Raw genomic sequence first — 23,027 nt, 5'->3', positions numbered from 1 at the left:
CTGGTGCGTTGCATCGCAAGGCGCAGGGCCGAAGTTCGTACTCGGTCGTACTTGCGAGGTCCTGCAACGCCGCGAGGTGATGTGCCAGGGCGCGTGAGCGGTATCAAGATCCGGCAGACACGGCCTAGCGCGTCAGGTACCAGCTCCCGGGAGTGCGGTCGGGCGCCAGGCTGAGGCCCAAGTCGCCGCCGCGTCCGAAGTATTCGACGGACAGGCGGCACGGGCCCCGGCCGTTGAGGACGTGCGCCGGGACGGTGAAGTCCAGGCGCGGCGAGGCCGGCGGATGCGCGTCGGTCAGAAGCGCCGGGATGCGTACCGTCTGCTTGTTCTCGTCGGTGAGGCAGGCCAGCAGCGACACCGGCGCGGCGAGCGGGGCGACTTCGAGGGGGAGCGAGACCGCGACGCCGTGCGGCGTGCCGGTCACCGTGGCCTCTTCGATCTCGCGGGCGGCGCCGCGCAGCGTGTTCAGCGACCCCGAGTCGACGGTGAGGCTCAGGTTCGAGTACGGCTTCGTCCAGTACGGATTGACGAAGACGCCGTGCGGGCCGAGGAAGGCCGGGCGGACCTGCGCGTCGACCATCTTGTTGCGGTTGTCGCCGAGGCGCCGGGTTTTGCCCCAGCCGAACGCCTCGACCAGCACGAAGACATCCCAGATGCCGCTGATCGGGGCACCGTGATTGGTGGTCAGCGGGTCGATGCGCGCCTGGCCGTCCACGCGCAGCGCGAACGTCTGCTCGCCCTGGGCGTTGTGGCCGAGCGGACGCCAGGCGAGCGCGTACGACTTCGGGACGAACAGGTCGCCGCCGACGTCGCGGTAGCGCACGAACGGACGCATCTTGACGGTCTCGAGGAGGTCGGTGACGTCGCGTGCCTCGGCCACTCCGGGAACGGCCAGCAGCGACGACGGCAGGTCCCAGAGGATCCGGCCGTCGCGGTGCAGGAAGCGCACCGGGTCGGCGGTGCCGTCCTTCGCGAAGCGGGCGAGGTCGCTGCTGATGGCCACGTGCAGCGAGCCGTCGCGCCAGCCGATCGACTCGATGCGCGGCTGGTGGTTGGTGTTCGCCTCCCAGGCGGCGAGCTTCAGCATCAGGTCGGGATCGCCGGAGCGCAGGACGGCGGACCGGACCCGCAGGTTCGCCGGCAGGTGGCTGTCGATGTGCGGGGGGATGCGGGTGTTCACCAGGTCGAGGATGACCCGGTAGATGTCGAGGTAGTAGCCGCGTTCGTGGCGCAGGATCCGCTCGTCCAGCTGGTTGAGCATCTTCACGTGGTACCAGCGGGCGATGAAGCTGTCGCGGACCGTTCCCGGCGCCAGGTGCTGGTCGATGATGTCGAAGACCATGCCGACGCTGGGGAAGTACTCGAAGGGGTCCAGCTTCGAGAACGAGATGTTGCCGAAGCCCTCGTTGCGGACCGAGTGGTAGCAGGTGTAGTCGTGCAGCACGGACACCCGGCGCGCGGCGAGATGGGCGCGCAGCATGAACATGTCGTCCTCGAGGCGGACCTTCTCCTCGGCGAACCGCAGGTGGTTCTCCAGCAGGAACGAGCGCCGGAACAGCTTGAGGACCGACATCGAGCCGAGCAGGATCGGGTGCGTCACCACATGTCCGGCGTCCAGCGGGTAGGACGTCGTCTCGCGGGGCGCGCTGCGCCCGTGGCCCACCATCTTGGGCACCACGATGTCCGAGTCGTTCGCCACGGCCTTGTTGTAGAGGCGCTCCAGCGATTCGGGCTCGATCCAGTCATCGTCGTCGACGAAGTAGATGAACTCGCCGCGGGCCTCCTCGATGCCGAGGTTGCGCGGCTTGCCCGGCCAACCGGAGTTGGGGATGTGCAGGACGCGGAAGTTGTGGAGGCCCGCGGTGTGCTTCTCCAGGATGGTGCCGGTGTCGTCGGTCGAGCCGTCGTTGACGTAGATGACCTCGTACTCGTGGTCGGGCAGGCTCTGCCGCCGCAGCGCCTCCAGTCCGACGAGGATGGCTTCGCCGGAGTTGTGCGCCGGGACGACGACGGTGACCTTGATCATGCGGTGCTCCAGCTTTCCGGGATGCGGCGGTGCGGGGAAGAAGGGCTCGGGCGGCCGGTCACGACTGGTGCCTCTGCAGCACGGTCCCGTACAGGACCGCTTGCGGTTCGGGTGCGGCCGCCGCGTCGTGTCCGGGCTGCGGGTCGGCGTCCGGGTCGTCGGTGAACAGCTCGGTGAACCCGCTCATGGCCAGCTCGCGTTCGTCCTGCTCCTCGAACACGCGGGCGCGCTCCGCGGAGCGGGCGACCAGGTCGGTGGTCGCGGCCTGGAACCTGGTCCGGGAATCCGGGTGGTCCGGCCCCAGCAGATAGACGCGCAGCTGGTCGCGGTCCTCGGCAAAGTGGTCGTCGCGGCGGTCGTGCAGCAGCTCCACCAGCGCCCGCACGCCCGCGGCGAGCCGCTTCTTGTCGGGCTGCAGCAGGTACGCGGCGCGCGCCGCCGTATTGCGGGCCCGGAACTCGTCCGCGCCGATCCGTGCGGTGTCGGTCAGCGCGTACGCCTTGCCGCTGGCGAGGAAGTCCGCGACCACGCTGGAGATGTCGCTGATCAGCATGTCGGCCTCGTTGAAGCACGCGTACAAGTGCGGGTACGCGCCGACCACGTGGTGCCGCAGCGGCCCGGCCGCGGTCCAGTACTCGCGGTCGCGCTCGCTCTGCAGCGCGGCCACGCGGTCCGCGCGCGGGCCGGAGCCCGGGGCGCTGTCCCGCGAACGCTGCGCGTCGTCCGCCCGCTCGCTGCGGCCGCGCTCGAGCTCTTCGGCCAGGTCGTCCTCGATCGCGGCCAGGATGCCCTGTGCGTGCGCGGCCGCCTCTTGGTCCGCGCGCTCGCCCGCGCCCAGGCGGGCGTTGGCCTTGTCGAGCATCTTGGTGATCTGCAGGTGGGCGTCCTTGGCCTTGCGGTCGCGGGTGCCGGTGAAGGGGTGCGGCTTGTAGACGACGCGGACCGGCAGCGGCGAGCCGAGCAGTGCCTTGACGATGCCCGGACCGGCGGTGATGAGCGACGTGTTGCCCGGGTCGTCGGTCCAGCCTTCCCAGGTGGGCGCGTAGAGCACCGTCGGGACCGGCGCCTGCCGCGGGCCGGTGTGCACCTGGGACAGCTGCGGGCGGCCGACCTCGACGATCTCGTCGTCGCGGACGCCCACTTGGGCCGTCGCGTAGCGCTCGCGGCCGGCCGGGCCGGCCACCCAGACCTCGTCGTACACCTTGCTGTACGGGTTGACGCTGGCGATCTTGTCGCTGTCGCCGTGCCCGATGAACACGTGCTTGACGTGCGGCTCGCGCAGCATGTGGATGTTCTTGCCGACGTTCGCCGGGTACAGCGCGACGCGCACCGACGACAGGTCCATGTTCATCAGGTGCACCGCGCTCGGCACGCACAGCACGGGCAGCGACGTGGTGGCCAGGTTGTCCAGGGTGTGGCGCTCGCGCAGGATCACCACCGCGCGCTGGTCCAGCTGTTCGAGCGTGGCCAGCCACATGTTGATCTGGTACGCGGAGTCCTTCGAGCCGCTGAAGTACAGCACCACCTCCGGGCGGTGCTGCGCGAACCAGTAGTCGACCTTGCGCAGCACGTTGTTGCGGCTGGGGAAGCGCATGGCCCGCGCGAGGTGCGGCAGCAGTGCGAGGAGCAGCCCGGCGCGCACCGCCAGCGCGGCGCCGAGACCGCCGAGCGCCCACCACGGGTTCCGTACCGCCAGCGTGGCCACCACACCGGCCACGCCCAGGATTTCCAGGTGCAGCAGCTGGCGGCCGTAGCCCTGCATGAGCCACTGCGGCGGGGCATCGGCGATGCGCAGGCGGCCCAGCACGATGTTGCGGGTGGCGACCGGCAGCGCGCGGCGGCGGCGTACCACCGACAGCATGCCGGTGAAGGTGACCTGGGCGATGAACAGCAGCGGCAGCAGGATCGTCGCGACGTCGAACAGCTGGCGGTGCTCCCAGCCGACCCGCGCCATGATGATCAGCAGCAGCGAACTGCGGAACAGGAAGCGGACGGTGACGCCGAGCCGGAACCGGCCCAGCTTGCGCATGAACCCGGGGTCCGAAACGTGCAGGTACAGGTCGGAGACGTAGCTGACGACCGCGGCCGCCAGGAACACCCAGACCTGCGGCATGAGCGCCCCGACCAGCAGCGCGATGCTGCCGCCGACCAGCCCCGCGGTCGCCACGAGGCCGCGCAGGCGCTCGACGCCGACGAACCTCTTCGCGGCGACCACCATGGCGACGCGGCGCGTCGTGCCGTCGGCACTCGGGTCGGTGCCGGTCGCCTGGGGGGCGCGGGGGTCTCTGCTCATCGGGGGTTTCCTTGGTCGGGGGCGGTCACGGCTGGGCGTGCGGCGGTGCGGCGTGCGGCGGTGGTGGTCACGGAGCACCGGCCCGGGTCGGGAAGGTGTGCACCGATGCGAGCCGGACCGGCCGGTCCGCCGGCCCGGAGTAGGAGGCGAAGCCGACGGCCAGGCGGGCGCGGCCGGTCATCATGGGGCCGCCCGAACGCTGGATCGCCAGGCCCTCGGGCTCGCGGTGCCGCAGGTGCGCGGACGCGGCCACCAGCGTGTCGGCGACCTTGCGCCCGCCGGGCACGCCGAGGTCGGTGCACGTGATGTAGGTGTTGCCGACCGGCGGCTCCGAACCTGCGCTGCCGTACGCGTCGCCTTCGAGCGTGTAGAGGTAGCGGCCGTACAGCGCGAACCCTTGCGGACTCGGCCGCGGGTTCGCCTCGCTCACGTGCAGCGGCGGTTCGGGGATCTCGCAGCGCACCGAACCGTGGCCGTGCACAAGGTCGGCGAGGCCGTAGACGCGGAACCACATGAGGCCGTCGCGGTGGAACCGCAGCGCGAGTTGCCCGTGAGCCAGGTCGGTCGCGCAGGAGACGCTGCCGGCGCCGGGGACCAGGTCGAAGGAGCGGTCCCCTTCGCGTTCCGCGCCGCTGTCGACGGCGTCCCCGTCCGCGAAGCGCAGCCGGGTGATCCGCGTGCCCCACGCTGAGGCCCCCGGCACGTCCGAGGCCACAGCGTGCGACTCGACCCACAGGTAGAGCTCGCCGTCGTCGGCACGCTCCGCGCCGATCTGCGTCCCGTGTCCGAAACCGCGCAGCTCCATCGCGCCGTCCAGCCGCCCGTCCCAGGTCAGCCGCGACACCGTCAGGTCGCCGGACGCCCGGTCCAGCACCTGGACCGCGTACAGGCGTTGCCCCGCATCGTCGAAGGCGAACGACTGCATGATCGTGTCGGTGCCGGCCAGCGGCTGCTCGCGGAAGAGCGTGCCGGGTGCGGCGTCCAGGTCGAAGCGCGGCGAGTCGGGCAGCAGGGTCGACTGCGGTTCCGGCGCCCCGGCCCGCCCCGGTCCCGAGCACGCGGCCACGGCCAGCGCGGAAGCCGCCGCGGCTGCGGAGCGCAGCACGGCACGGCGGCCGGGCCCGGAGGGCACCGGCCGGCCGGCGGCTGGACGGACGGGACCGGTCACGGCTGCCAGGTCTCGTTCTTCGGCGCGGCCGGCCACGGGCCGTCGACCCGGACCGCGGCGAAGAGCACCTGCGCGCGGGCCGCATCGAGCAGCACCACGCTCTGGCGTTCGCGCGTACCGGTGCCGGACGTCGGGATGGTGCGGAACTCCAGGTCGTCGTCCTTGACGTCCTTGAGGCTGTTGGCCAGGCCCATCAGATCGGTGAATCCGAAGCCGCGGTCCGCGGTCATCGACTTGGTCAGGGACTCCAGCAGGTCCTTGGTGCGCAGCGGGTGGCTCAGCACGCCGTCGCCGAGTACCTTGCTCGCGATCGCGCCGAGCAGCTGCTGCTGGCGCACGATCCGGTCGAAGTCGCCGCGCGGCAGGCCGTGCCGCTGGCGCACGAACTGCAGCGCGCGGGTGCCGTCGAGCTTGTTGACCCCGGCCGTGAAGTCGACGTTCTGGGACGGGTCGTGGGTCGCCTTCTTGAGCGTCACCTCGACGCCGCCGAGCGTGTCGACCATGTTCTTGAAGCCGTCGAAGTCGATGGCGACGTAGTGGTCGATGCGGACCTGGGTGAGGTTCTCGATGGTCGCCACGAGCAGCTGCGGGCCGCCCCACGAGAACGCCGCGTTGAGCTTGGCCTCGCCGCGCCCGGGGATCGGCACCCACAGGTCGCGCGGCAGCGACACCGCGCGGACCGCGGACCGGTCGGACGGGATGTGCAGCAGCATCATCGTGTCGGTGCGGTCGCCGCGGGACGCCTCGATGTCGCCGCCCGCGTCGCTGCCGGTCGTCGCCGGACCGCGCGAATCGGAGCCCACCAGCAGGATGTTCATCGCCTTGCCGGCCGCGGGGTCGGCGGTCGGGCGGGGGCCCGCCTCGATGGGCAGGCCTTCCCGGGACAGGGCGTTGTCGACCCGCTTGATGTTGCCGTCCAGCTGCTTGACGGTGTACCAGAGGCAGCCCGCGGCACCGCCGAGGAGCACGAGCAGCAGCGACAGCGTGATCAGCAGCGGCTTGCGCCACCGGCGCCGCGGGCGCTCGGCACGTCGGCGTGCGCGGCGGCCGCCTTCCGCGGGTTCCGGCGCGGCGGATGCCGCCGGGGCCGCGGAAGCGTCGTCGGCGGGCCTGGCCGCGGCGTCGGACGTCGGCTGATCGGGCTGGTGCTCAAAGGACACGGGGACTCATCTGGTCGGGGGGAAGCGGTACGAGGAGGTCGGGAAGACGGATGGCGGGGGCGGATCACGGCGGCGGCGAAGCCGTCACTGCGGGACGCGCTCCACGGCCCAGCGCCCGTCCGGCGCGTGGTAGCGCAGGTTCAGGCGCAGGTCCGCGGCGGTCGTGTCCCTGCCGACGCCGAGCCGCCAGGCCGCCTCGGCGGCGACCGGGAGTTCGGCGACCGGCACGGTGAACCGCAGCACCGCGAGGTCCGGCGCGGCGGGCGCGTCGATCACGCCGCGGCAATGCGCGGCCGGGGCGTCCGGAGCGGTCAGCGAGACCACGACGGGAACCGGCTCGGGCAGCCCGCCGAGTTCGAGCGGGATCTGCACCGACACCTGCTGTCCGTCGGCGCGGACCAGGCTGCGCTCCGCCTCGCGCAGCCCCTTGCGCAGCGGGGCGTACGTGGTCGGGGAGACCCACACGGTGAGGAAGTCGTTGTTGGTCCAGTACGGGTCCACGAACGTCGGCCCGGGGACGAAGGCCACGCGCATGCGCGCGTCCACGAGCACGCCGCGCTGGTTGCCGAGCCGCCGGACTACGGTGTGCCCGCAGACCGCCAGTTCGGCGGAGAAGTCCCACAGGCCGGCGGGGACCGCGCCGTGCTGCGGCACGGGGTCGAAGTGCGAGGTGGCGTCGATGCGCAGGGCGAACGTCGCCAGCCCCTGCGCGTTGCGGCCCAACTGCACCGCGGTCAGAAGGTGCTCGCCGGGCAGGACGAGCTCTTCGCCAAGCTCGCGGTGCCGGGCCACCGCGCGCAGCCGGGCCGCGGGCAGTTCACCGGTGGCCGCCGCGGCCTGCGCGACGCCGGGCAGCGCGGCCAGGCCCGCCGGGAGGTCCCAGCGCAGGTGGTCGCCGTCCTGCACGAAGCGCACCGGTTCGGGGGCGCGGCCTTTGACGTGGCGTACGAGGTGGGTCGAGACCTCGACGGTGAACCGCCCCCCGCGCCACTCCGCACCGTCCAGGCACGGCTGGTGCGTGATGCCCGCCTCCGCCTCCAGGAGCGCCGCGACCGCCTCCGGGCGCCCGGTGCGCAGCACCGCGGAACGCACCCGGGCGAACATCGGCAGGTACGCGTCCGCGGACGGCGCCACCCGCCGGTTGGCGACCTCGGACCAGCGGCCCACCAGGTCGGCCAGGGCCGGCCCGGGCGTGCGCTTGACGTGCTCGGGCAGCGCGTCGAGGAGCGCGCTGCGGTAGCAGACCGCGGCCACTTGGTCCTTGACCGGCCCGGCTTCGAGCGCCCAGTCGAGCAGGTCGAACAGCCCGGACGCCGACAGCGCCCGGGCATGCCCGGCATCGGGCGCTCCGCTGCCGTCGGCCGCGGCGGGCAGCCCGCGTACCGGCTGGGCGCGGTGGTAGCAGACCCGGTCGTGGACCACCGCGACCGACCGCGCGGTCAGGTGCGCGCGCAGCGCGAACGCCTCGCCGCCGAGCGGTACCGGGCCCTCGGCGAAGCGGAGTTGCTGCTCCTGGAGAAAGGACCGGCGGAACAGCATGCGCGGCGTCAGCGCGGCGGCCAGCTGCGGATGGGTGAGCAGGTGGCCGTGGTCCAGCGGCACCGCCCACGCGTCCTGCGGGACGGTGCGGCCGTGGCCCGCGGTCCTGGGCACGACGATGTCCGCGCCCGTGGCCGAGGCCTTGGCGTACAGCGCCTCCAAGGCTTCGGGAGCCAGCCGGTCGCGGTCGTCCACGAACAGCACGAACTCGCCGCGTGCCTGGTCGAGTCCGGTGTTGCGGGCGGCGCCCGGGCCGCCGGTGTGCGGCAGCTGCACGACGCGCAGGTTGCGGCTGAGCGCCACTTCCTCCGTCATCCTGCGACCGCTGCCGTCGCCCGAACCGTCGTCGACGAAGACGACCTCGAAGTCCTCGCGCGGCAGCGTCTGCGCGCGCAGGGACTCCAGGCACGGCCGGAAGTGCGGACCGACGTCGTGCACGGGCACCACGACCGTGACACGCATGCTCAGCCCGCTACATCCGCGGCGACCGCCGTCCGCGCCTGCGGCACCTGGGCGCGCATCGGGTCGTCGCGGCGCACGTCGATGACGTGGCCGGTCTGCGCCGAGATCAGCGTGTCGACGGACACCTTCGCGACCTCGCCGGAGGCCAGCAGGGTGTCGGCCGGCTCGTCGCCGAAGGCGCGCGTACGCATCGGCGTGCGGGTGCGCTCCGGGTTGATGCAGTTGATGCGCACGCCGTGCGGCGCCCACTCCTCGGCGAGCGCCTGGGTCAGGTTGACCACGGCCGCCTTGGCGGAGGAGTACAGGCTGTAGTCCGCGCGGCCGCGGGTGTACGAGCTGGAGGTGTAGAGCAGCAACTGGCCCTGGGTGTGCGCCAGGTACGGGAACGCCGATCTCGCGATGTGCACCGGGGCCAGGTAGTTGACCCGCAGCGCCTCCTCGATGGTGGCGTGGTCGGTGTCGGCCAGCTCGCCGGTGCGCAGCACGCCCGCGGTGTTGACCACGTAGTCGATGCGCCCGGTCTTCGCGTGCACCTCGGCGAGCGCCGCCTCGACGTGCTCGGGGTTCTCCACGTGCGTACCGCTGTCGCTGCGGCTGAACGCGAACACGTCGGCCCCGTGGCTCGCGGCCAGTTCGGCGACGTCGGCGCCGATGCCGTAGCTGCCGCCGAACACCACGAGCGTCTTGCCGCGCAGCGCCTCGTCGTACGCGGCCGGCGGGTGTCCGGGGAGGGGCTGGTGCGCGGCGAGCTGGAAGAGCTTGTCCGCGATGAACAGGTCGACCGGCTCGGTGACCTTCATGTTCTCGGCGCTGCCCGCGACCAGGCCGATCGGCACCTCGGGCAGGTAGCGCAGCACCACACCGCAGTCGTCGGTCGCGGCGAACGACGGGTCGCCGGCCGCGATTTTGTACGCCTTGCGGATGGTCGACAGCCGGAAGCCCTGCGGGGTCTGGCCGCGGCGCAAGCTGGCCCGCGGCGGAATCGCGGCGAGCACCGGCCCGTCGGCCACCACGATGGTGTCCGCGGAGGGGATCACCACGTCGACGGCTTCGTACTCGCGCAGCTGCGCGACGCACTCGGCGATGATGCGGTGCGTGACGAACGGCCGTACGGCGTCGTGGAACAGGACGTTGCACTCGCGGTCGCCGATGACGTCGAGCGCGCGCTCGGTCGACTCGTTGCGGGTGGCGCCGCCCTCGACCACGCAGCTGATCTTCGTGAAGCCCGACCGGCGCACGATGTCCTGGACCGCGGGCACGTGCCCGGCGGCCATCATGACGATGATCTCGTCCACGTCGGGGCTCGACTCGAACACGGTCAGCGTGTGCTCGATGATCGGCTTCCCGGCCACCTTGGCGAGCTGCTTGGGCATCGGCAGCCCGACGCGTTCGCCGACACCGCCGGCCAGGATGATCGCGACCGTGGGCCGCGCGTCCTCGACCTCCGCGGGGGAGGCGTCCGGAAGGACAGATGCGGATGATCCGGATGAAGACACGCGTTATCGCCCCGTGTGAACAGTCAGTTGGGTAAAGGGAAAGCAAGGTTAACCACAAACAAACATCTGGCTTCCTTCGCAAACCCGGACAAATCGTCACCATACTCACGCGTATGTGATGAGCGCCACTGAAACCAATGTGACGCGGGAAGAGTCCTGCAACTGAGGGGATATCTCCCGTGTGCGCACGGTGATCTTCGATGCGCCACATGGTCTGGACCAATACTGAAAATGGTCCGATCCAATCCGAGGGGCACGCGGGGTCGACCGCGAACGCCTCCCGGGGCCTTCGGCCCTGCCGATCGCCCCTACGGGGCAGTGCCGTTCGCCCCACCAAGAGCGCCGGCCGGGCGCCGCGGTGCACGCGCCCCCAAGATGCTGCTTCCGCCAGTTCGGCGAAGTCCATCCGCAAAAGTGACCGCAGCGCGCGGCGCCGGACCCGCCCGCGGGGCGTCGCCGTCCCGACCTGCGGTGGCGGCCCGTCGGGCCCCCGCCGCAGGGGTGCCGCCGGGCTCGCGAAACTTCCGCACGATGCGGAATTCAGAATTTTCCGTTCCTGGCCTTTTTCTGCGGCGTCGCGGACTGCCGCGCAAAGCACCGTCAGCGATTACCCGGCCGACCCCCATGCCCGGCTTGAGTGCCCTGACCAGCGCAAATGCATGATCCGCCGACTGTGGCCGTATCCCGCGCAGGTCCCGCCCTCCACCGCGACGCGGCGATACCGAGGCCACACAGCCGAAATTCCGAGCCGAACTCCGAGCGGCCCGGCGAATTCGACCCGTCAGTCGAGACGCCGCTGCCGCGCCCATTCTCACTTCAGGTCGGATGCCTCGAACGTCTCGTCCGGGCGGGGCGCAGTGATGGCCACCGGCTCGTTCCAGCGGCTGAAGGTGACGTCGACACGCGAACCGCGGACCTCGCCGTCCCTGCCGCGCATCTGCCCGGCGAGGGTCATGCGCTGCGGCAGGCCGCGGCCGTCCGTGTACAGGGCGACCGTGAACTCGTTGCCGGGCAGCGCCTTGACGAGCTGGTCCCGCCCGGCCTGCGTGAGGTCGAGCTCGGCCAGGTCGTACGCCTCGAGTTCGCTTGTGGTGACCGTGCCGGTGAAGATCCACTGCTCGTCGACGCCCGGTGTGCCCTGGCGGGTCGCCCGGGTGTCCGGCGAGGAGGCCATGAGCACGATGGGCCAGACCGCCGACGCCGGGATCCGGAATCCGCCGGCGAACGCCTCGCGCGCGGCGTCGGCCAGCGCGCCCCCGGCCGCGTCCAGGTCGACGTGCATCCACGGCTTGGGCCAGTCGGACTTGGCGCTCGGGTCCATCAGCCGGGCCTGCATGTAGTGCTGCCCGCCGACGCTGCGCACGGTCAGGGTGTTGAGCCCCTGCGCCGGGTCCTCGCCCACCAGTTCGATGGCTTCGCGGGTGAACGTCCGCTCGATCTCGGAGGCGCCGTCGGCGCCGACCCGGACCGTCACCTTGGTCCCGGTCAGGGACGCGTCCCCGAACGACTCCGTCGTGTACACGTGGGCCGACGTCGCGGCCCGGACCGCCGCGAGCACGTCCTTGGCGCCCAGTTCGCGGTACTCCGCGGCCGACGCTGAGGCCTCCGCGGCCTTGCCGCCGCCACCGCCGCCCGAGCAGCCGGTCATGGCGGACAGGGAGACGACGGCTGCCGCGGCCAGCGCGACGGCTGACACGGCGGAACGGTGGCGCATGGGGGCCAACTGCTTTCGGATGAGCACCCGGGAATCGGTCCCAGGTCAGGGCGACCACGGAACCTAACAGCACGGTTGGCCCATCTCGCATGCGGGGTCGGGGCAGGCTGGGGCGCCGGCCAAGGTGACGGCGTGGCGGCGTGACGGAGTGCGGTGCGATGTCCGGGCCTCCGGGTGTGCGGCGGCGGGTGGGCGATCATGGGGGCGTGGACGAGACGGAACGGCCTTTGCCTGCGGAACTCACCCTGGACGAGGCGTATGTGGCCGCGTACTACATGGTCACCACGTACGTCGAAGTGGAAGGGGACACTCCGGCCGAGGCTCTTGTCGGCCTCCAGCGGTATCTCGCGAACGACCCGGGGCGCTGGGATGACTGGACGGATGCCGTGCGCCTGGGGCTCGCCAATGGCAAGGGGGTCGACCCCCACGACGAGCGGGCCGCGCTTAGGGCGGTGCCGGAGTGCCGTGCGGGTGGGCGCGGCGCTGCCGAACACCCCCTGCCTGCAAGGCTGACGCTGGAGGAGGCGTACCTGGCGACGTTCTACGTGGTCGATAAATACCTCGAGCGGGTGCCCGACAGCCTGGACGGCGATGTGGCGATCTTCTGGATGTACCTGGTCACGGACCCCGCCCGTTGGCAGGACTGGGCGGAGTCCGTGCGGCGCTCGGCGGAGAACGACCACGGGGTCGTGCCCCGCGGGTAGTTGCTCGGCTGGTCAGGTGGCCGTGGACCAGGCCGGCAAGGGCTCGGCAGCCCGGCGCCACGCGGCGGGGATGCCGTCGGGGCCCACGCGGGCGCCCAGGATGCCGGCGACTATGGCGCAGGTGGTGTCGACGTCGCCGCCTGCGGAGCTGGTGGCCCACAGGGCCGCCTCGAAGTTGTCCGGGTAGTGGGCGGCGACCCAGACGGTGAAGGGGACGGTGTCCGGCGCGCTGACGCGGCGGCCGTTGCCCAGGGTGCGGCCGACTTGGGCGGGGTCGGTGCGGCCGGCCAACGTGCTTGCGGCGTGGAGGCGTTGGCGGACCAGGCCGGGCGGGGTGGCGGTGGCGACGGCGGCGATGAAGGCGGCCGGGTCGACGGGGCCGGGGCGGCAGGCCAGCGCGGTGGCGGCGGCCACGGCGACGGCTCCGGCGATGCCCTCGGGGTGCTGGTGGGTGACCGCGGCGGAGGCGGCGGCCTCGCGGGCGGCGCGGGCCGGGTCGTCCGCGAACCAGGCGCCTAGCGGGGCCACCCGCATCGCGGCGCCGTTGCCCCACGAGCCCGTGCCCTCGAAGGGCTCCGCGGCGAGTTCGCGCCAGGGGCGGCCCTTGCGGATCAGGCGCAGCATGCGGTTGACGGTGGGGCCGTAGCCGCGGTCGAAGTCGTGGTGCCGGGCGAAGGACGCGGCGAGGCGGTCCTGGTCGATGTGCCCCTGGACGGCGAGTTCGGCGTATACCGCGCAGGCCATCTCGGTGTCGTCGGTCCACGGCCAAGGGGCCTGCGGCAGCTGGCGGTTGCGGAGGCGCGGGAGGTTCTCCGGGACGAAGAACTGGGCGCCGAACGCGTCGCCGACGGAGAGGGCGAGGAGGGAGTCGCGGGCGCGGCTCGCGGCGACGGAATCGGACGCCGAGCCGGGCGTCGGGCCGGGCGTCGGGCCGGACGCGGAGTCGGGGGCGGAGTCGGAGGTGATGTCAGAGGGGGAGTCTGTGGGAGTTGTCGGTATCGGAGATGTCATCGGCCGACATCCTGGCATGCCAGGTGGATCGGGCGGACGAAATATCGCACCCAATCGGGGCGAAGCATCTGCGCAAACCAGGCGAAGGGCCCCGCGCAAACCAACCGGCGGGCAGCATTGCAGTCGCCGCGCCCCGTATGTAACCTCCGGTAACCCTGGCCGGGGGTCACCGGCTGTACGGCTGTTCCCGTCGATGTGGAGGTCGTTCATGCCCGGTGCGGTCCGTCCCTTCCGCATGCCGTTTCGTCGTACCGATGAGCGAACGGCGTTCCGTACGCCGGTTCGTGCCCGGGCCCGCGGCCTGCGCCGCGCGGCCGTCGCCCTGCTCGCGGCCTGTCTGGCCTGGACGCTGCCCGGCACTGCCGCGGCCGCCACGAAGTACCCCGTGCCGTACTCGTTCGCAGCCGGTATCGCGGCCCAGCTCCTGAACCCCGGCTCGGCGCCGGTCGGATCGAACGACTTCTCCTGCAAGCCGAGCGCCGCGCACCCGTACCCCGTGGTCCTCGTGCACGGCACCTTCGGCAACATGACCGACAGTTGGCAGACTCTGTCGCCGCTGCTTGCCAACAACGGCTACTGCGTCTTCGCGCTCGACTACGGCGGCAAGCCCGGCGGCCTCTTCCAGGGCTACGGCGACATCCCGACCAGCGCCGCGCAACTTGCCGCGTTCGTCGACAAGGTGCGCGCCGCCACCGGGGCCGCCGAGGTCGACATCGTCGGGCACTCGCAAGGCGGCATGATGCCGCGGTACTTCATCCAGAACCTCGGCGGCGAGGACAAGGTGCGTGCGCTCGTCGGCCTCGCGCCGTCGAACTACGGCACCGAGTTCTGGGGCCTGACCAGGCTGGCCACGGCCTTCCCGTGGTCCGCGGAGCTGCTCGACCTGGTCTGCACGGCCTGCGGCCAGCAGGCCGCCGGTTCGGACTTCCTGAACGCGCTGAACGCGGGCGGCGACACCGTCCCCGGTGTCCAGTACACCGTGATCGCCAGCAAGTTCGACGAGGTCGTCACGCCCTACACGTACAGCTTCCTCAAGGGTCCGAACGCGAAGAACATCGTCGTCCAGGACCGCTGCATCCTCGACTTCGCCGACCACCTCGCGCTCATCTACGACCGCGTGGCGCTGCGCGAGGTGCTCAACGCGCTGGACCCGGCCCACCAGCAGCGCACCTGCGCGCTGGTCCTCCCGGTGTTCGGCGGCTGACCGGCCGCCAGGCACGCGCAAGGACAGCGGCTGCCTGCCATCCCGGCCGGGGCGGGGTGGCAGGCAGCCGCATTCATATCCGGTGGAGTCCGGGGGCCCGGCCTACATCGGGTCGACCCGGGTCAGCCCGTCCTCGTCCAGCCGCAGCCACCGCGTGGCACCCATGTCGCGCAGGAACGGCACGTCGTGGCTCGCCACGATCAGCGCCCCCTGGTACGACTCGAGCGCCGTCGTCAACTGCCGGACGCTGGACATGTCGAGGTTGTTGGTCGGCTCGTCCAGCAGGAGCAGCTGCGGGGCCGGCTCGGCGAGCATGAGCGCCGCCAGCGCGGCCCGGAAGCGCTCCCCGCCGGACAGCGTCCCGGCTTTCTGGTCGGCCCGGCGGCCCTTGAACAGGAACCGCGCCAGCCGCGCCCGGATCTCGTTGTCGGTCGCCGCCGGGGCGAACCGGCCGACGTTCTCCGCGATCGACAGATCGTCGAACAGCAGGTCCAGGCGCTGCGGCAGGTAGCGGAGCGGCACTTCGCGCCGTACCTCGCCGGCCGCCGGGGGCAGCAGCCCTGCGATGGTCCGCAGCAGTGTCGTCTTCCCCGAACCGTTGCGGCCGACCAGCGCGATCCGCTCCGGGCCGCGGATGTCCATCTTGACGCGCGGGCCGTACTGCAGCCGGACCTGCTGCAGCGCGACGACGCCGCGCCCCTCGGGCACCGCGGTCAGCGGCAGGTCGACGCGGATCAAGTCGTCGTCGCGCACCGCTTGTTCGGCCTCGGTCAGCCGGTCGCGCGCCTCGGCGAGGCGCTCGGTGTGCACCGACTTCAACTTGCCCGCCGACACCTGCGCGCGGCGCTTGCGGGCGCCGATCAGGATCTTGGGCAGGCTCCGGCTCTCCTCGACCTTGCGCCCCTGGCGGTTCCGGCGCGCGGTCTGGACCTGGGCCTCGACGAGTTCGCGCTTCTGCCGGCGGACGTCCGACTCCGCGGAGCGCACCTGGCGCTCCGCGGCGTCCTGCTCGACCTCCAGGATCTGCTCGTACTCGCTGAACGTGCCGCCATACCAGCGCACTTCGCCATCGTGCAGGTCGGCGATCTGGTCGACCAGCTCCAGGAGACCGCGGTCGTGGCTGACCACGACCAGCAGCCCGCCCCACGACTCGACCGCGTCGTAGAGCCGCTCGCGCGCCTCGATGTCGAGGTTGTTGGTCGGCTCGTCGAGCAGCAGGACGTCGGGACGCCGCAGCAACTGCCCGGCCAGGCCCAGCAGTACGGACTCGCCGCCGGACAGCTCCCCGGTCGTGCGGTCCAGCCCGAGCCGCCCGAGACCGAGCCGGTCGAGCATGGCAAGGGCGCGCTCCTCCACGTCCCAGTCGTCGCCGACCGCGGTGAAGTGCGCCTCGTCGACCTCGCCCTTCTCGATGGCGTGCAGCGCGGCGCGCACCTCGGCGATGCCGAGGACCTCGTCCACGCGCGCCGAGGTGTCGAGGGTGAGGTTCTGCGGCAGGTAGCCGAATTCGCCGGTGATCCGCACCGAACCACCGGTCGGAGCGAGGTCGCCGGCCATCAGGCGCAGCAAAGTGGACTTCCCGGCACCGTTGAGGCCGACCAGGCCGGTGCGGCCGGGACCCACGGACAGGTCGAAACCGGAGAACACCGAGGTGCCGTCCGACCAGGCGAAGTCGAGGGAGGTGCAGACGATGGATGCATGAGGAGTAGACAAGAGGCGGCCTCCGGGGGCGCTCGCACGGGAAACAGGGCGGCGGGGGGAGACACGCGGGCGCGGGACACGACCGGAAAAGGCGCGGTGCCGGTGCCGAGGGGGAGGTACGGGGCGCTCAGGGCGCCGGGTCCGGACGCAGGCCGCACGGGGAAACCGTGGCGACGGCCTGGCCGGGGATGCCGTACGACGAAATCAGGCAGGCGGCTCTATGCCGAGGTCGGGAATCGCGCCGCCGCACGGGCCACCCGGGGATCCAGCGATCCCGGGGCTCCGCGGTGCGGGTGCGGTCTCCAACCTCAGAAGAGCAACGGCCTATCTCCTTCGAAGCGGCGTACAGAAGTGACGTGCGGGCACCTCGGAAGGCGTCCGGCCGGCGGACCGGCTTGATCACGACGTTAGGCGACGCTCACGGACGCGGCAAGGCATTTTCCTCGTCGTACGCCTTCACCAGCCGCTTCGGTGCGGTCAACCGCCAGGCCTCGGCGACGAGTTCGGCCAGTTCCCCGCGGTCGACCGTGGCCAGCGCCACATCCACCCAGCCGTGCCGCCCGACGTACGCCGGGAAGGTGAAGGTCGCGGGGTCGGAGGCGAGCAGCGCCTGCTGGGTCTCCTTGGCGGCCTTCAGGCACACCGTGGGGGAGCCTTCGGACGTGGACGCGAACATCTTGTTCCGCACCCGGTACGTCGGATGGCCCCATGCCTCGACCATCACCTCCTCGGCCTCCGGCAGCGCGAGCAGCATGCTGCGCAGCTCCGCGTTGGTGACCGCCTTGCCCTTGCCGGGCCTGCCTGCCCTGCCCGCCTGGCCTGCTTTGCCCTGCGCCATCGCTGCCTCCGTGCTCATTCCTCGTCGGTGCTGTTGTCGCCGTCGCCGTCGCCGTCGCCGTCGCCGTCGCCGTCGCCGTCGCCGTTGCCGTCCGGATCGGCCGGGCCGGCCGCCCCGCGGAAGGCCCGCAGCAGCGGAGCCTTGTCCTCCTCCGGGACCCGCTTGAGCGCCTCGCGCAGCGTCAGGCCGGAGACCCGGTCGAGCCGCGGCCGCATCCAGTCGACCACGTCCTCCGGGTGGTGCTTGGACGCCTCGCGGAACACCCAGCCGATCGCCTTCCGCACGAAGAACCGCGGATCGGTCAGCAGCGGATCGGCCACCTCGCCCAGCACCGGGAACCACTGGGGGTACGTCGCGGCCGAGCGCACCGGCAGCAGGAACGCCAGCACCCCGGAGCGCCGCAGCCACATCTCGTCCTGCGCGGCCCAGGCCCGGTAGACCGGCTCGGCCTCCGGATGCCGCAGCAGCAGCCGCCCGGCCACCGAACCGGCCAGCACGTCGACCAGCGCCCACGTGCCCGACTCGCCGATCAGCTCGGCGAGCAGCGCGGTGTCGGCGGGGGCCAGGCGGTCGGCGTACGCCTCCAGCCACAGGCACGCGGCCAGGCGCCTCTCGTGCACCGGCTCCACCCACAACGCGCGCGCGACCGCCACGATTCCGTCGTGCGGGAGGGCGGGGTGCGCTTTGCGCTGCGCACGGACCGCGACCCGCACGTCCGGCACCGCGACCCCGTAGTGCGCCAGCTCGCTGCGCAGGTAGCGCTTGGCGCCCTCGGCGCGCACCGGGTCGGCGTGCGCGGTGAGCGCCGCATCGATCGCGGCGGCGATACGGACGGGCAGGTCGGCCGGTTCGTGGGCAGCGGTCGAAGTCATCACTCCTGCCTATCGCACCCGGCCGACAGCGGTGCGGATATCGGCAGGCCGGGCGTGTCCGGCTGCGGGGCCGCCTGTGCCTCCCACCGGCCGCGTCGCAGGTCCGAGGCCTCCGATAGGAAGGAAGGTCCGACCGACCTCTCCGAGGAGCACCCCATGACCCTGAGCCCCGCCCGCACCCCCGAGGCGCTCGCCGGAGGGCTGACCGCGCGCCGCCCTACTGAGGACGACTTCGCCCGCATCCAGGACGGCCTCACGCACTGGTGGGGCGGCCTGGGCGGCGAAGCGGGCGCGCAGCAGCGCCGGCTGCTGGTGCCGCGGCTGTTCCTGCAGCACTTCACCAGTACGTCCTTCGTGGTCGACGACGCCGACGGCCGGCTCGTCGCGTTCCTCGTCGGTTTCCTGTCGCAGGACCGCCCGGACGAGGCGTACATCCACTTCGTCGGCGTGGCCCCCGAGCACAAGCGCGCCGGGCTCGGATCCGCCCTGTACGAGCGGTTCTTCGCACTCGCGCGGGCCGCCGGGCGCACCCGGGTGCGGTGCATCACCGGCCCCGCGAACCTCGCGTCCGTCGCCTACCACACCCGCATGGGCTTCCGGCTCGAGGACGGCGACACCGACGTGGACGGTGTGCCGGTGAAGTCGCACTACGACGGCGAAGGACTGCCGCGCGTGTGCTTCGTGCGCGACCTCTGAGCCCCGCCCGGACGCCCCGCGAGCCCCCGCCCGGCCACCCCGGCGGACACCCGGGGGCCACGTCCCGGACACGCAGCTGTCCTGACGGTCCGTCAGGACAGCTGCGGAGTTCACCGCCGCGTTCCTTGACCATTGGTCTGGACCTGCGTACTGTCGCCGGGGATAAGTCCAAGCACCTTTAATAAAGCGGGAAGCGTAAATCCCGCCAGGGGGGCGGCATGGCGACGACGGCGACCGTCGAGGTGGCGGCCGAACCGAAGTACTGGCACCTGCGCACGGTGCTCGTGCAGACCATCGAATCCGAGTTCACGGCCGGCCAGAGCCTCCCCAACGAGCGCGACCTCGCGGCCAGATTCGGCGTCGCCCGGGCCACCCTGCGCCAGGCGCTCGAGCAACTCGAACTCGAAGGCCGCCTCAGCCGCCGCCGCGGCGCCGGCACCGTGGTCGCCGGACCGCGCGTCGACATCGCGCTGGGCACCCAGGGCGAAGGCTGGCCCGGCATCGAACTCGGCGACCGGCAGCTCGTGGACGGCACCACCGCAGCGGTCCCCGGCCGCCTCGCCGCCCAGCTCGGCGTGCGGCCGCGCGCCATGGTGCACCGCATCCGGCGCCGCCAGCTGTCCATGCGCCAGGCCGTCGGCATCGAATGCCTGTACGTGCCGCGCGCGATCGTGCCGCGTGTCCCCGAACTCCTCGGCGACAACCGCCGCGCCGCCCTCGTCCTGCGCCACCTGCGCCACCACCCGCTGCAGGGCCTCACCCGGTCGGTCGAGGTCGGCGTCGCCGAACCCGAGGAAGCCCGGCTCCTCGAACGTCCGCCCGGCACCCCCGTCCTCGTCGTGACCACCTCGTACACCGCCCAGGGCCGCACCGCCGCGCTCGCGGTCGCCACGTACCGCGCGGACACCTGCCGACTGGCGTTCGGCGACGTCCTGGGCGACCACGGCGACGCCACCGAGGGCAGACGCGGCGGCCCCGGCGCGCCGCCCGTCCCGGCCATGGCGATGGGCACCCGCTCGGCCTCGTGATCGCGTCGCCCCGGTCCGGTAGCATCCGCCGACGCGCCGCACCAGAGAGGAGACCGCGCCCGTGACCGGACTCACCGGCGGAGACTCCTCGCTGCTGCGCCGCATCAACTCCGCGGCCACCCTGCGCGCGCTGCGCGGCGGCGCGCACCTGACCGTCACCGAGCTCATGGACGCCACCGGCCTGTCCCGGCCGACCGTCGAAGGCGTCGTGGAAGGCCTGCTGCACGAGCGCCTCGTGGTCGAGGCCGAACCGGACGGCCCCGACGCCCGCCGCCGCGGCCGCCCGGCCCGCCGCTTCCGCTTCCACGCCGAGGCCGGCCACCTGCTCGGCGTCGACATCGGCAGCCGCGAAGTGCGCTGCGTCCTCGCCGACCTCACCGGCCGCGTGGTGGCCCGGCACAGCCGTCCCGTCGACTACGTCGGCGCCGAGGAGCGCCTGGACCGCACCCGCACCGCGATCGCCGAACTGCTGCGCCGCGCGCACATCCCGCGCGACCGGCTCTGGGCGGCCGGCGTCGGCACCCCCGGCATCGTGGACCGGGACGGCGTCGTCACCTTCAGCGCCGCGCTGCCCGGCTGGACCGGCACCGACCTCGGCGGCCGCCTCGCCCGCTCGCTGCGCTGCCCGGTCCTGGTCGAGAACGACGCCAACCTCGCCGCGATCGGCGAGCGCTGGCAAGGCGTCGCGGCCGGCTCCGACGACGTGGTCTACATCCTGGCCGGACTCAGCCCCGGCGCCGGATCCCTCATCGGCGGCCGCGTGCACCGCGGCTTCGGCGGCGCGGCCGGCGAGATCGGCGCCCTGCACCTCCTCGGCCGCCAAGCGCCCCCGGAAAGCCTCCTGTCGACCACCGGGACGCCCCTCGTCCCGCTCGACGAGGAAGCCGTCGCCGAGGTCTTCCGGCTCGCCCGCACCGGCGACCCGGTCGCCAAGGAAGCCGTCGACCGCTTCGTGCAGCGCCTCGTGCACGACATCACCGCCATGGTGCTCACCCTCGACCCCGAGATCGTCGTGGTCGGCGGCTGGGCGGCGGGCATCGACGACGTCGTCGAACCCCTGCGCACCGAACTGGGACGCTTCTGCCTGCGCCTCCCGCGCGTCGAACTGTCCGCCCTGGGCGCCGACGGCATCGCCCTCGGCGCCCTGCGCATCGCCCTCGACCGCGCCGAGCAACGGCTGTTCCCGATCGACCACGAGGGCGCGGCGTACTCCTGACCAGGCCGGCGCGCCGGGTCAGTTCGGCTGGCCGATGGGCCGGATCACGAGCGTGTTGACGTCCACGCCCTCCGGCTGGCTCACTGCCCACACGATGGCGTCCGCGATCTGATCCGGGGTCAGCATCGGACCCGCGGCGGCCGCGCCGCCCGGGCGGTCGTCCCAGAACGGGGTCAGCACCCGCCCCGGTGCCAGCAGCGTCACGCCGACGCCTTCGCCGGTGACGAGCATCCGGGTGTTCTCCGCCAGCGCGGTGACCGCCCACTTCGTCACCGAGTACAGGTTGCCCGCGGTGTTCTTGAACCCGGCGACGCTGCCGACCAGCACGATGCGGCCCTGCGTACGCCTAAGTTCCGGCAGCGCGGCCTTCACCAGCAGGGTCGGGCCCAGCACGTTGGTCAGCACCATCGCCCGCATGTCGTCCGGATCCGCGGTCTCCACGCTCCCGGGGACCGCGAAGCCGGCGTTGGCCACCGCGTTGTCGAGGCGCCCGAACACGCGCACGGTCTCGGCGACCGCGTGCGACACGGCGGCCCAGTCCGCCGCGTCTCCGGGCAGCGCCAACACGTGCTCACCGGCCTCCAGTTCCTCGACCGCGGCAGCCAGCTTCTTCTCGTCCCGGCCGGTCATGGCCACCATGTGGCCCGCCTCCAGCAGCCGCCGCACAGCCTCCAGGCCGATCCCGCTCGACCCGCCGGTGACCAGCGTGACCGGCGCCCCCGTTCCGTTCCGCATCCGATCGGCCATGATGCTCCCCGCGTCGTCCGTCGCCTGTGGTCCGCCGGTCCGCGCGGGACGCGCCGGACCGGTAACGGACACTATCGGGGCGACCGCGGCCCGCGGCCGAGAAGCGCTCGGCGACGCGAACCGACGGACGAAGGCCCTGCTGCCACGGCCCTTGCGCCGCACGGCACGCGCCCGTTCGGGTGAAAGTCGACGTCACCACTCTCGTGCTCGGCGTGTCCTTGCCGTACGCGTACGGCATCCGTGCGGTTGGGTCTACCTGTCCCTGCTGCTGAGAGGCCGCCATGACCCGACGCACCCGTCTCAAGGCCCTTGCCGCCGCAATCCTGCTCGGCTGCACCGCGATCACGGCATCCACCACCGGCCCGGCGAACGCCCGCCCCGCCGCGGCGGCGCCATCGCCCCACAAGCTCTACAGCGGCATCTTCAAACAGGCTCGGTACGGCGAGCTGCTGACGACCGTCGCGTCCTGTCCCCAGGGTGAGTTCGCCACGGGAGGCGGCAGCTTCAACTACGACTACGACGACCCGGCCGCCTTCACTGTCGGGTCGTACGGCGGCAGCAACTTCTGGGTCACCCAGGCGCACAACCTCCTCGGCCCCGACAGATCCATCTCGGTGATCTCGTACGTCGTCTGCTCCCCGGCTCCCCACACCGTGCTGATGGAACCCGAAGGAGGCGGAGTCGACGTCCCGCCGGGCGAAGTCCGCTCACACATCGCCCGCTGCCCGAGCGGCCAGGTGCCGACCGGCGGCGGACCGCGCACGTCCTCCGGCCGCATGCTCATCAACGACTCGATCCCGTTCACCGACGGCTGGGCGGCCACGGCCAAGAACGTCGACGCGCAGCCCGGCCGCCTATGGGTCAACGTCACCTGCTCGACCGTCCCGCACGCCGTCCACTTCGGCCCGGACGCCGAGATCGCCCCCGGCACGTCCGGGTCTTCGACGGTCATCTGCCCGCGGGGCCAGTTCCTGACCGGGGGAGGCGTGCAGACCAGCGACGACTTCGCCTACGTCCGGGACACGCTCCCGAGCGCGGACGCCGAGCAGAACGTCCGCCTCTGGACGACCCGCGCCGTCAACGTCGGCAGCACCCCCCAGACCGTCACCGCTTGGGGAATCTGCACCACGCCGTGACCCTTGCGGGCGCGCG

The 23,027-nt window shown here is 72.4% G+C and carries 18 protein-coding genes; 6 read left to right on the top strand and 12 right to left on the bottom strand.

The genetic code is table 11. The features are described 5' to 3' along the window. Positions 1-124 precede the first annotated feature (124 nt). From LZ495_RS08590 to LZ495_RS08560, 7 genes are all read right to left on the bottom strand, one after another. On the bottom strand, positions 125-2,026 hold the full coding sequence (locus tag LZ495_RS08590) for a glycosyltransferase family 2 protein (RefSeq protein ID WP_235051411.1): 1,902 nt from the start codon (positions 2,024-2,026) through the stop codon (positions 125-127). Between the two features lie 58 nt (positions 2,027-2,084). Then, on the bottom strand, positions 2,085-4,319 hold the full coding sequence (locus tag LZ495_RS08585) for a hypothetical protein (RefSeq protein ID WP_235051410.1): 2,235 nt from the start codon (positions 4,317-4,319) through the stop codon (positions 2,085-2,087). 67 nt (positions 4,320-4,386) lie between these two features. Beyond that, entirely contained in the window at positions 4,387-5,424 is a 1,038-nt protein-coding gene (locus tag LZ495_RS08580; protein WP_235051409.1) for a phage baseplate protein, read from the bottom strand. Between the two features lie 59 nt (positions 5,425-5,483). Further along, positions 5,484-6,647, bottom strand: a complete 1,164-nt coding sequence (locus tag LZ495_RS44750) for an LCP family protein (RefSeq protein ID WP_235051408.1) — start codon at positions 6,645-6,647, stop codon at positions 5,484-5,486. An 84-nt stretch (positions 6,648-6,731) separates the two neighbouring features. Continuing rightward, positions 6,732-8,648, bottom strand: a complete 1,917-nt coding sequence (locus tag LZ495_RS08570) for a glycosyltransferase family 2 protein (protein WP_235051407.1) — start codon at positions 8,646-8,648, stop codon at positions 6,732-6,734. A 2-nt stretch (positions 8,649-8,650) separates the two neighbouring features. Continuing rightward, the gene (locus tag LZ495_RS08565) at positions 8,651-10,063 is read right to left on the bottom strand and encodes an SDR family NAD(P)-dependent oxidoreductase (protein WP_308267816.1); all 1,413 of its coding nucleotides are present in this window, start codon (positions 10,061-10,063) and stop codon (positions 8,651-8,653) included. Between the two features lie 892 nt (positions 10,064-10,955). After that, positions 10,956-11,840: an SCO4651 family lipoprotein gene (locus tag LZ495_RS08560; protein WP_235051406.1), complete on the bottom strand. Its 885-nt coding sequence runs from the start codon at positions 11,838-11,840 to the stop codon at positions 10,956-10,958. 224 nt (positions 11,841-12,064) lie between these two features. Between LZ495_RS08560 and LZ495_RS08555 the strand changes: the two genes are divergently transcribed. Further along, positions 12,065-12,562, top strand: a complete 498-nt coding sequence (locus LZ495_RS08555; protein ID WP_235051405.1) for a hypothetical protein — start codon at positions 12,065-12,067, stop codon at positions 12,560-12,562. Positions 12,563-12,574: 12 nt separating this feature from the next. Here the strand turns inward: LZ495_RS08555 and LZ495_RS08550 are convergent, their stop codons facing one another. Continuing rightward, positions 12,575-13,573 carry an ADP-ribosylglycohydrolase family protein gene (locus LZ495_RS08550; protein ID WP_235051404.1) on the bottom strand — a complete coding sequence of 333 codons (999 nt, stop codon included), beginning with the start codon at positions 13,571-13,573 and terminating at the stop codon, positions 12,575-12,577. A gap of 235 nt (positions 13,574-13,808) precedes the next feature. Here LZ495_RS08550 and LZ495_RS08545 point away from each other — a divergent pair, with 235 nt between their 5' ends. Then, positions 13,809-14,777 (top strand): esterase/lipase family protein, encoded by a 969-nt coding sequence (locus tag LZ495_RS08545; protein ID WP_235051403.1) that lies wholly within the window; start codon positions 13,809-13,811, stop codon positions 14,775-14,777. Between the two features lie 102 nt (positions 14,778-14,879). Here LZ495_RS08545 and LZ495_RS08540 read toward each other — a convergent pair whose 3' ends face one another. From LZ495_RS08540 to LZ495_RS08530, 3 genes are all read right to left on the bottom strand, one after another. After that, positions 14,880-16,490 carry an ABC-F family ATP-binding cassette domain-containing protein gene (locus LZ495_RS08540; protein WP_235051402.1) on the bottom strand — a complete coding sequence of 537 codons (1,611 nt, stop codon included), beginning with the start codon at positions 16,488-16,490 and terminating at the stop codon, positions 14,880-14,882. Positions 16,491-16,896: 406 nt separating this feature from the next. Beyond that, complete coding sequence (locus LZ495_RS08535) at positions 16,897-17,334, bottom strand: MmcQ/YjbR family DNA-binding protein (protein ID WP_235051401.1); 438 nt, start codon at positions 17,332-17,334, stop codon at positions 16,897-16,899. Then, positions 17,331-18,188 (bottom strand): DNA alkylation repair protein, encoded by an 858-nt coding sequence (locus LZ495_RS08530; protein WP_235051400.1) that lies wholly within the window; start codon positions 18,186-18,188, stop codon positions 17,331-17,333. Before LZ495_RS08530 ends, LZ495_RS08535 begins: the two co-directional genes overlap by 4 nt. A 156-nt stretch (positions 18,189-18,344) precedes the next feature. Between LZ495_RS08530 and LZ495_RS08525 the strand changes: the two genes are divergently transcribed. The 3 genes from LZ495_RS08525 to LZ495_RS08515 all read left to right on the top strand — a co-directional run bounded on the left by LZ495_RS08525 (position 18,345) and on the right by LZ495_RS08515 (position 21,128). Beyond that, positions 18,345-18,884, top strand: coding sequence for a GNAT family N-acetyltransferase (locus LZ495_RS08525; protein ID WP_235051399.1), 540 nt, complete (start codon positions 18,345-18,347; stop codon positions 18,882-18,884). 218 nt (positions 18,885-19,102) lie between these two features. Next, complete coding sequence (locus LZ495_RS08520; protein ID WP_235051398.1) at positions 19,103-19,912, top strand: GntR family transcriptional regulator; 810 nt, start codon at positions 19,103-19,105, stop codon at positions 19,910-19,912. A 61-nt stretch (positions 19,913-19,973) separates the two neighbouring features. Continuing rightward, positions 19,974-21,128, top strand: a complete 1,155-nt coding sequence (locus LZ495_RS08515; protein ID WP_235051397.1) for an ROK family protein — start codon at positions 19,974-19,976, stop codon at positions 21,126-21,128. 18 nt (positions 21,129-21,146) lie between these two features. Here LZ495_RS08515 and LZ495_RS08510 read toward each other — a convergent pair whose 3' ends face one another. After that, positions 21,147-21,875 (bottom strand): SDR family oxidoreductase, encoded by a 729-nt coding sequence (locus LZ495_RS08510; RefSeq protein ID WP_235051396.1) that lies wholly within the window; start codon positions 21,873-21,875, stop codon positions 21,147-21,149. A 281-nt stretch (positions 21,876-22,156) separates the two neighbouring features. Between LZ495_RS08510 and LZ495_RS08505 the strand changes: the two genes are divergently transcribed. Beyond that, a complete protein-coding gene (locus tag LZ495_RS08505) occupies positions 22,157-23,011 on the top strand; it encodes a hypothetical protein (protein ID WP_235051395.1) in 855 nt (284 codons plus the stop codon). Positions 23,012-23,027 lie beyond the last annotated feature (16 nt).

The organism is Yinghuangia soli (assembly GCF_021502675.1).
Lineage (GTDB): Bacteria > Actinomycetota > Actinomycetes > Streptomycetales > Streptomycetaceae > Yinghuangia > Yinghuangia soli.
This window is presented reverse-complemented; position numbering and strand designations above follow the sequence as displayed.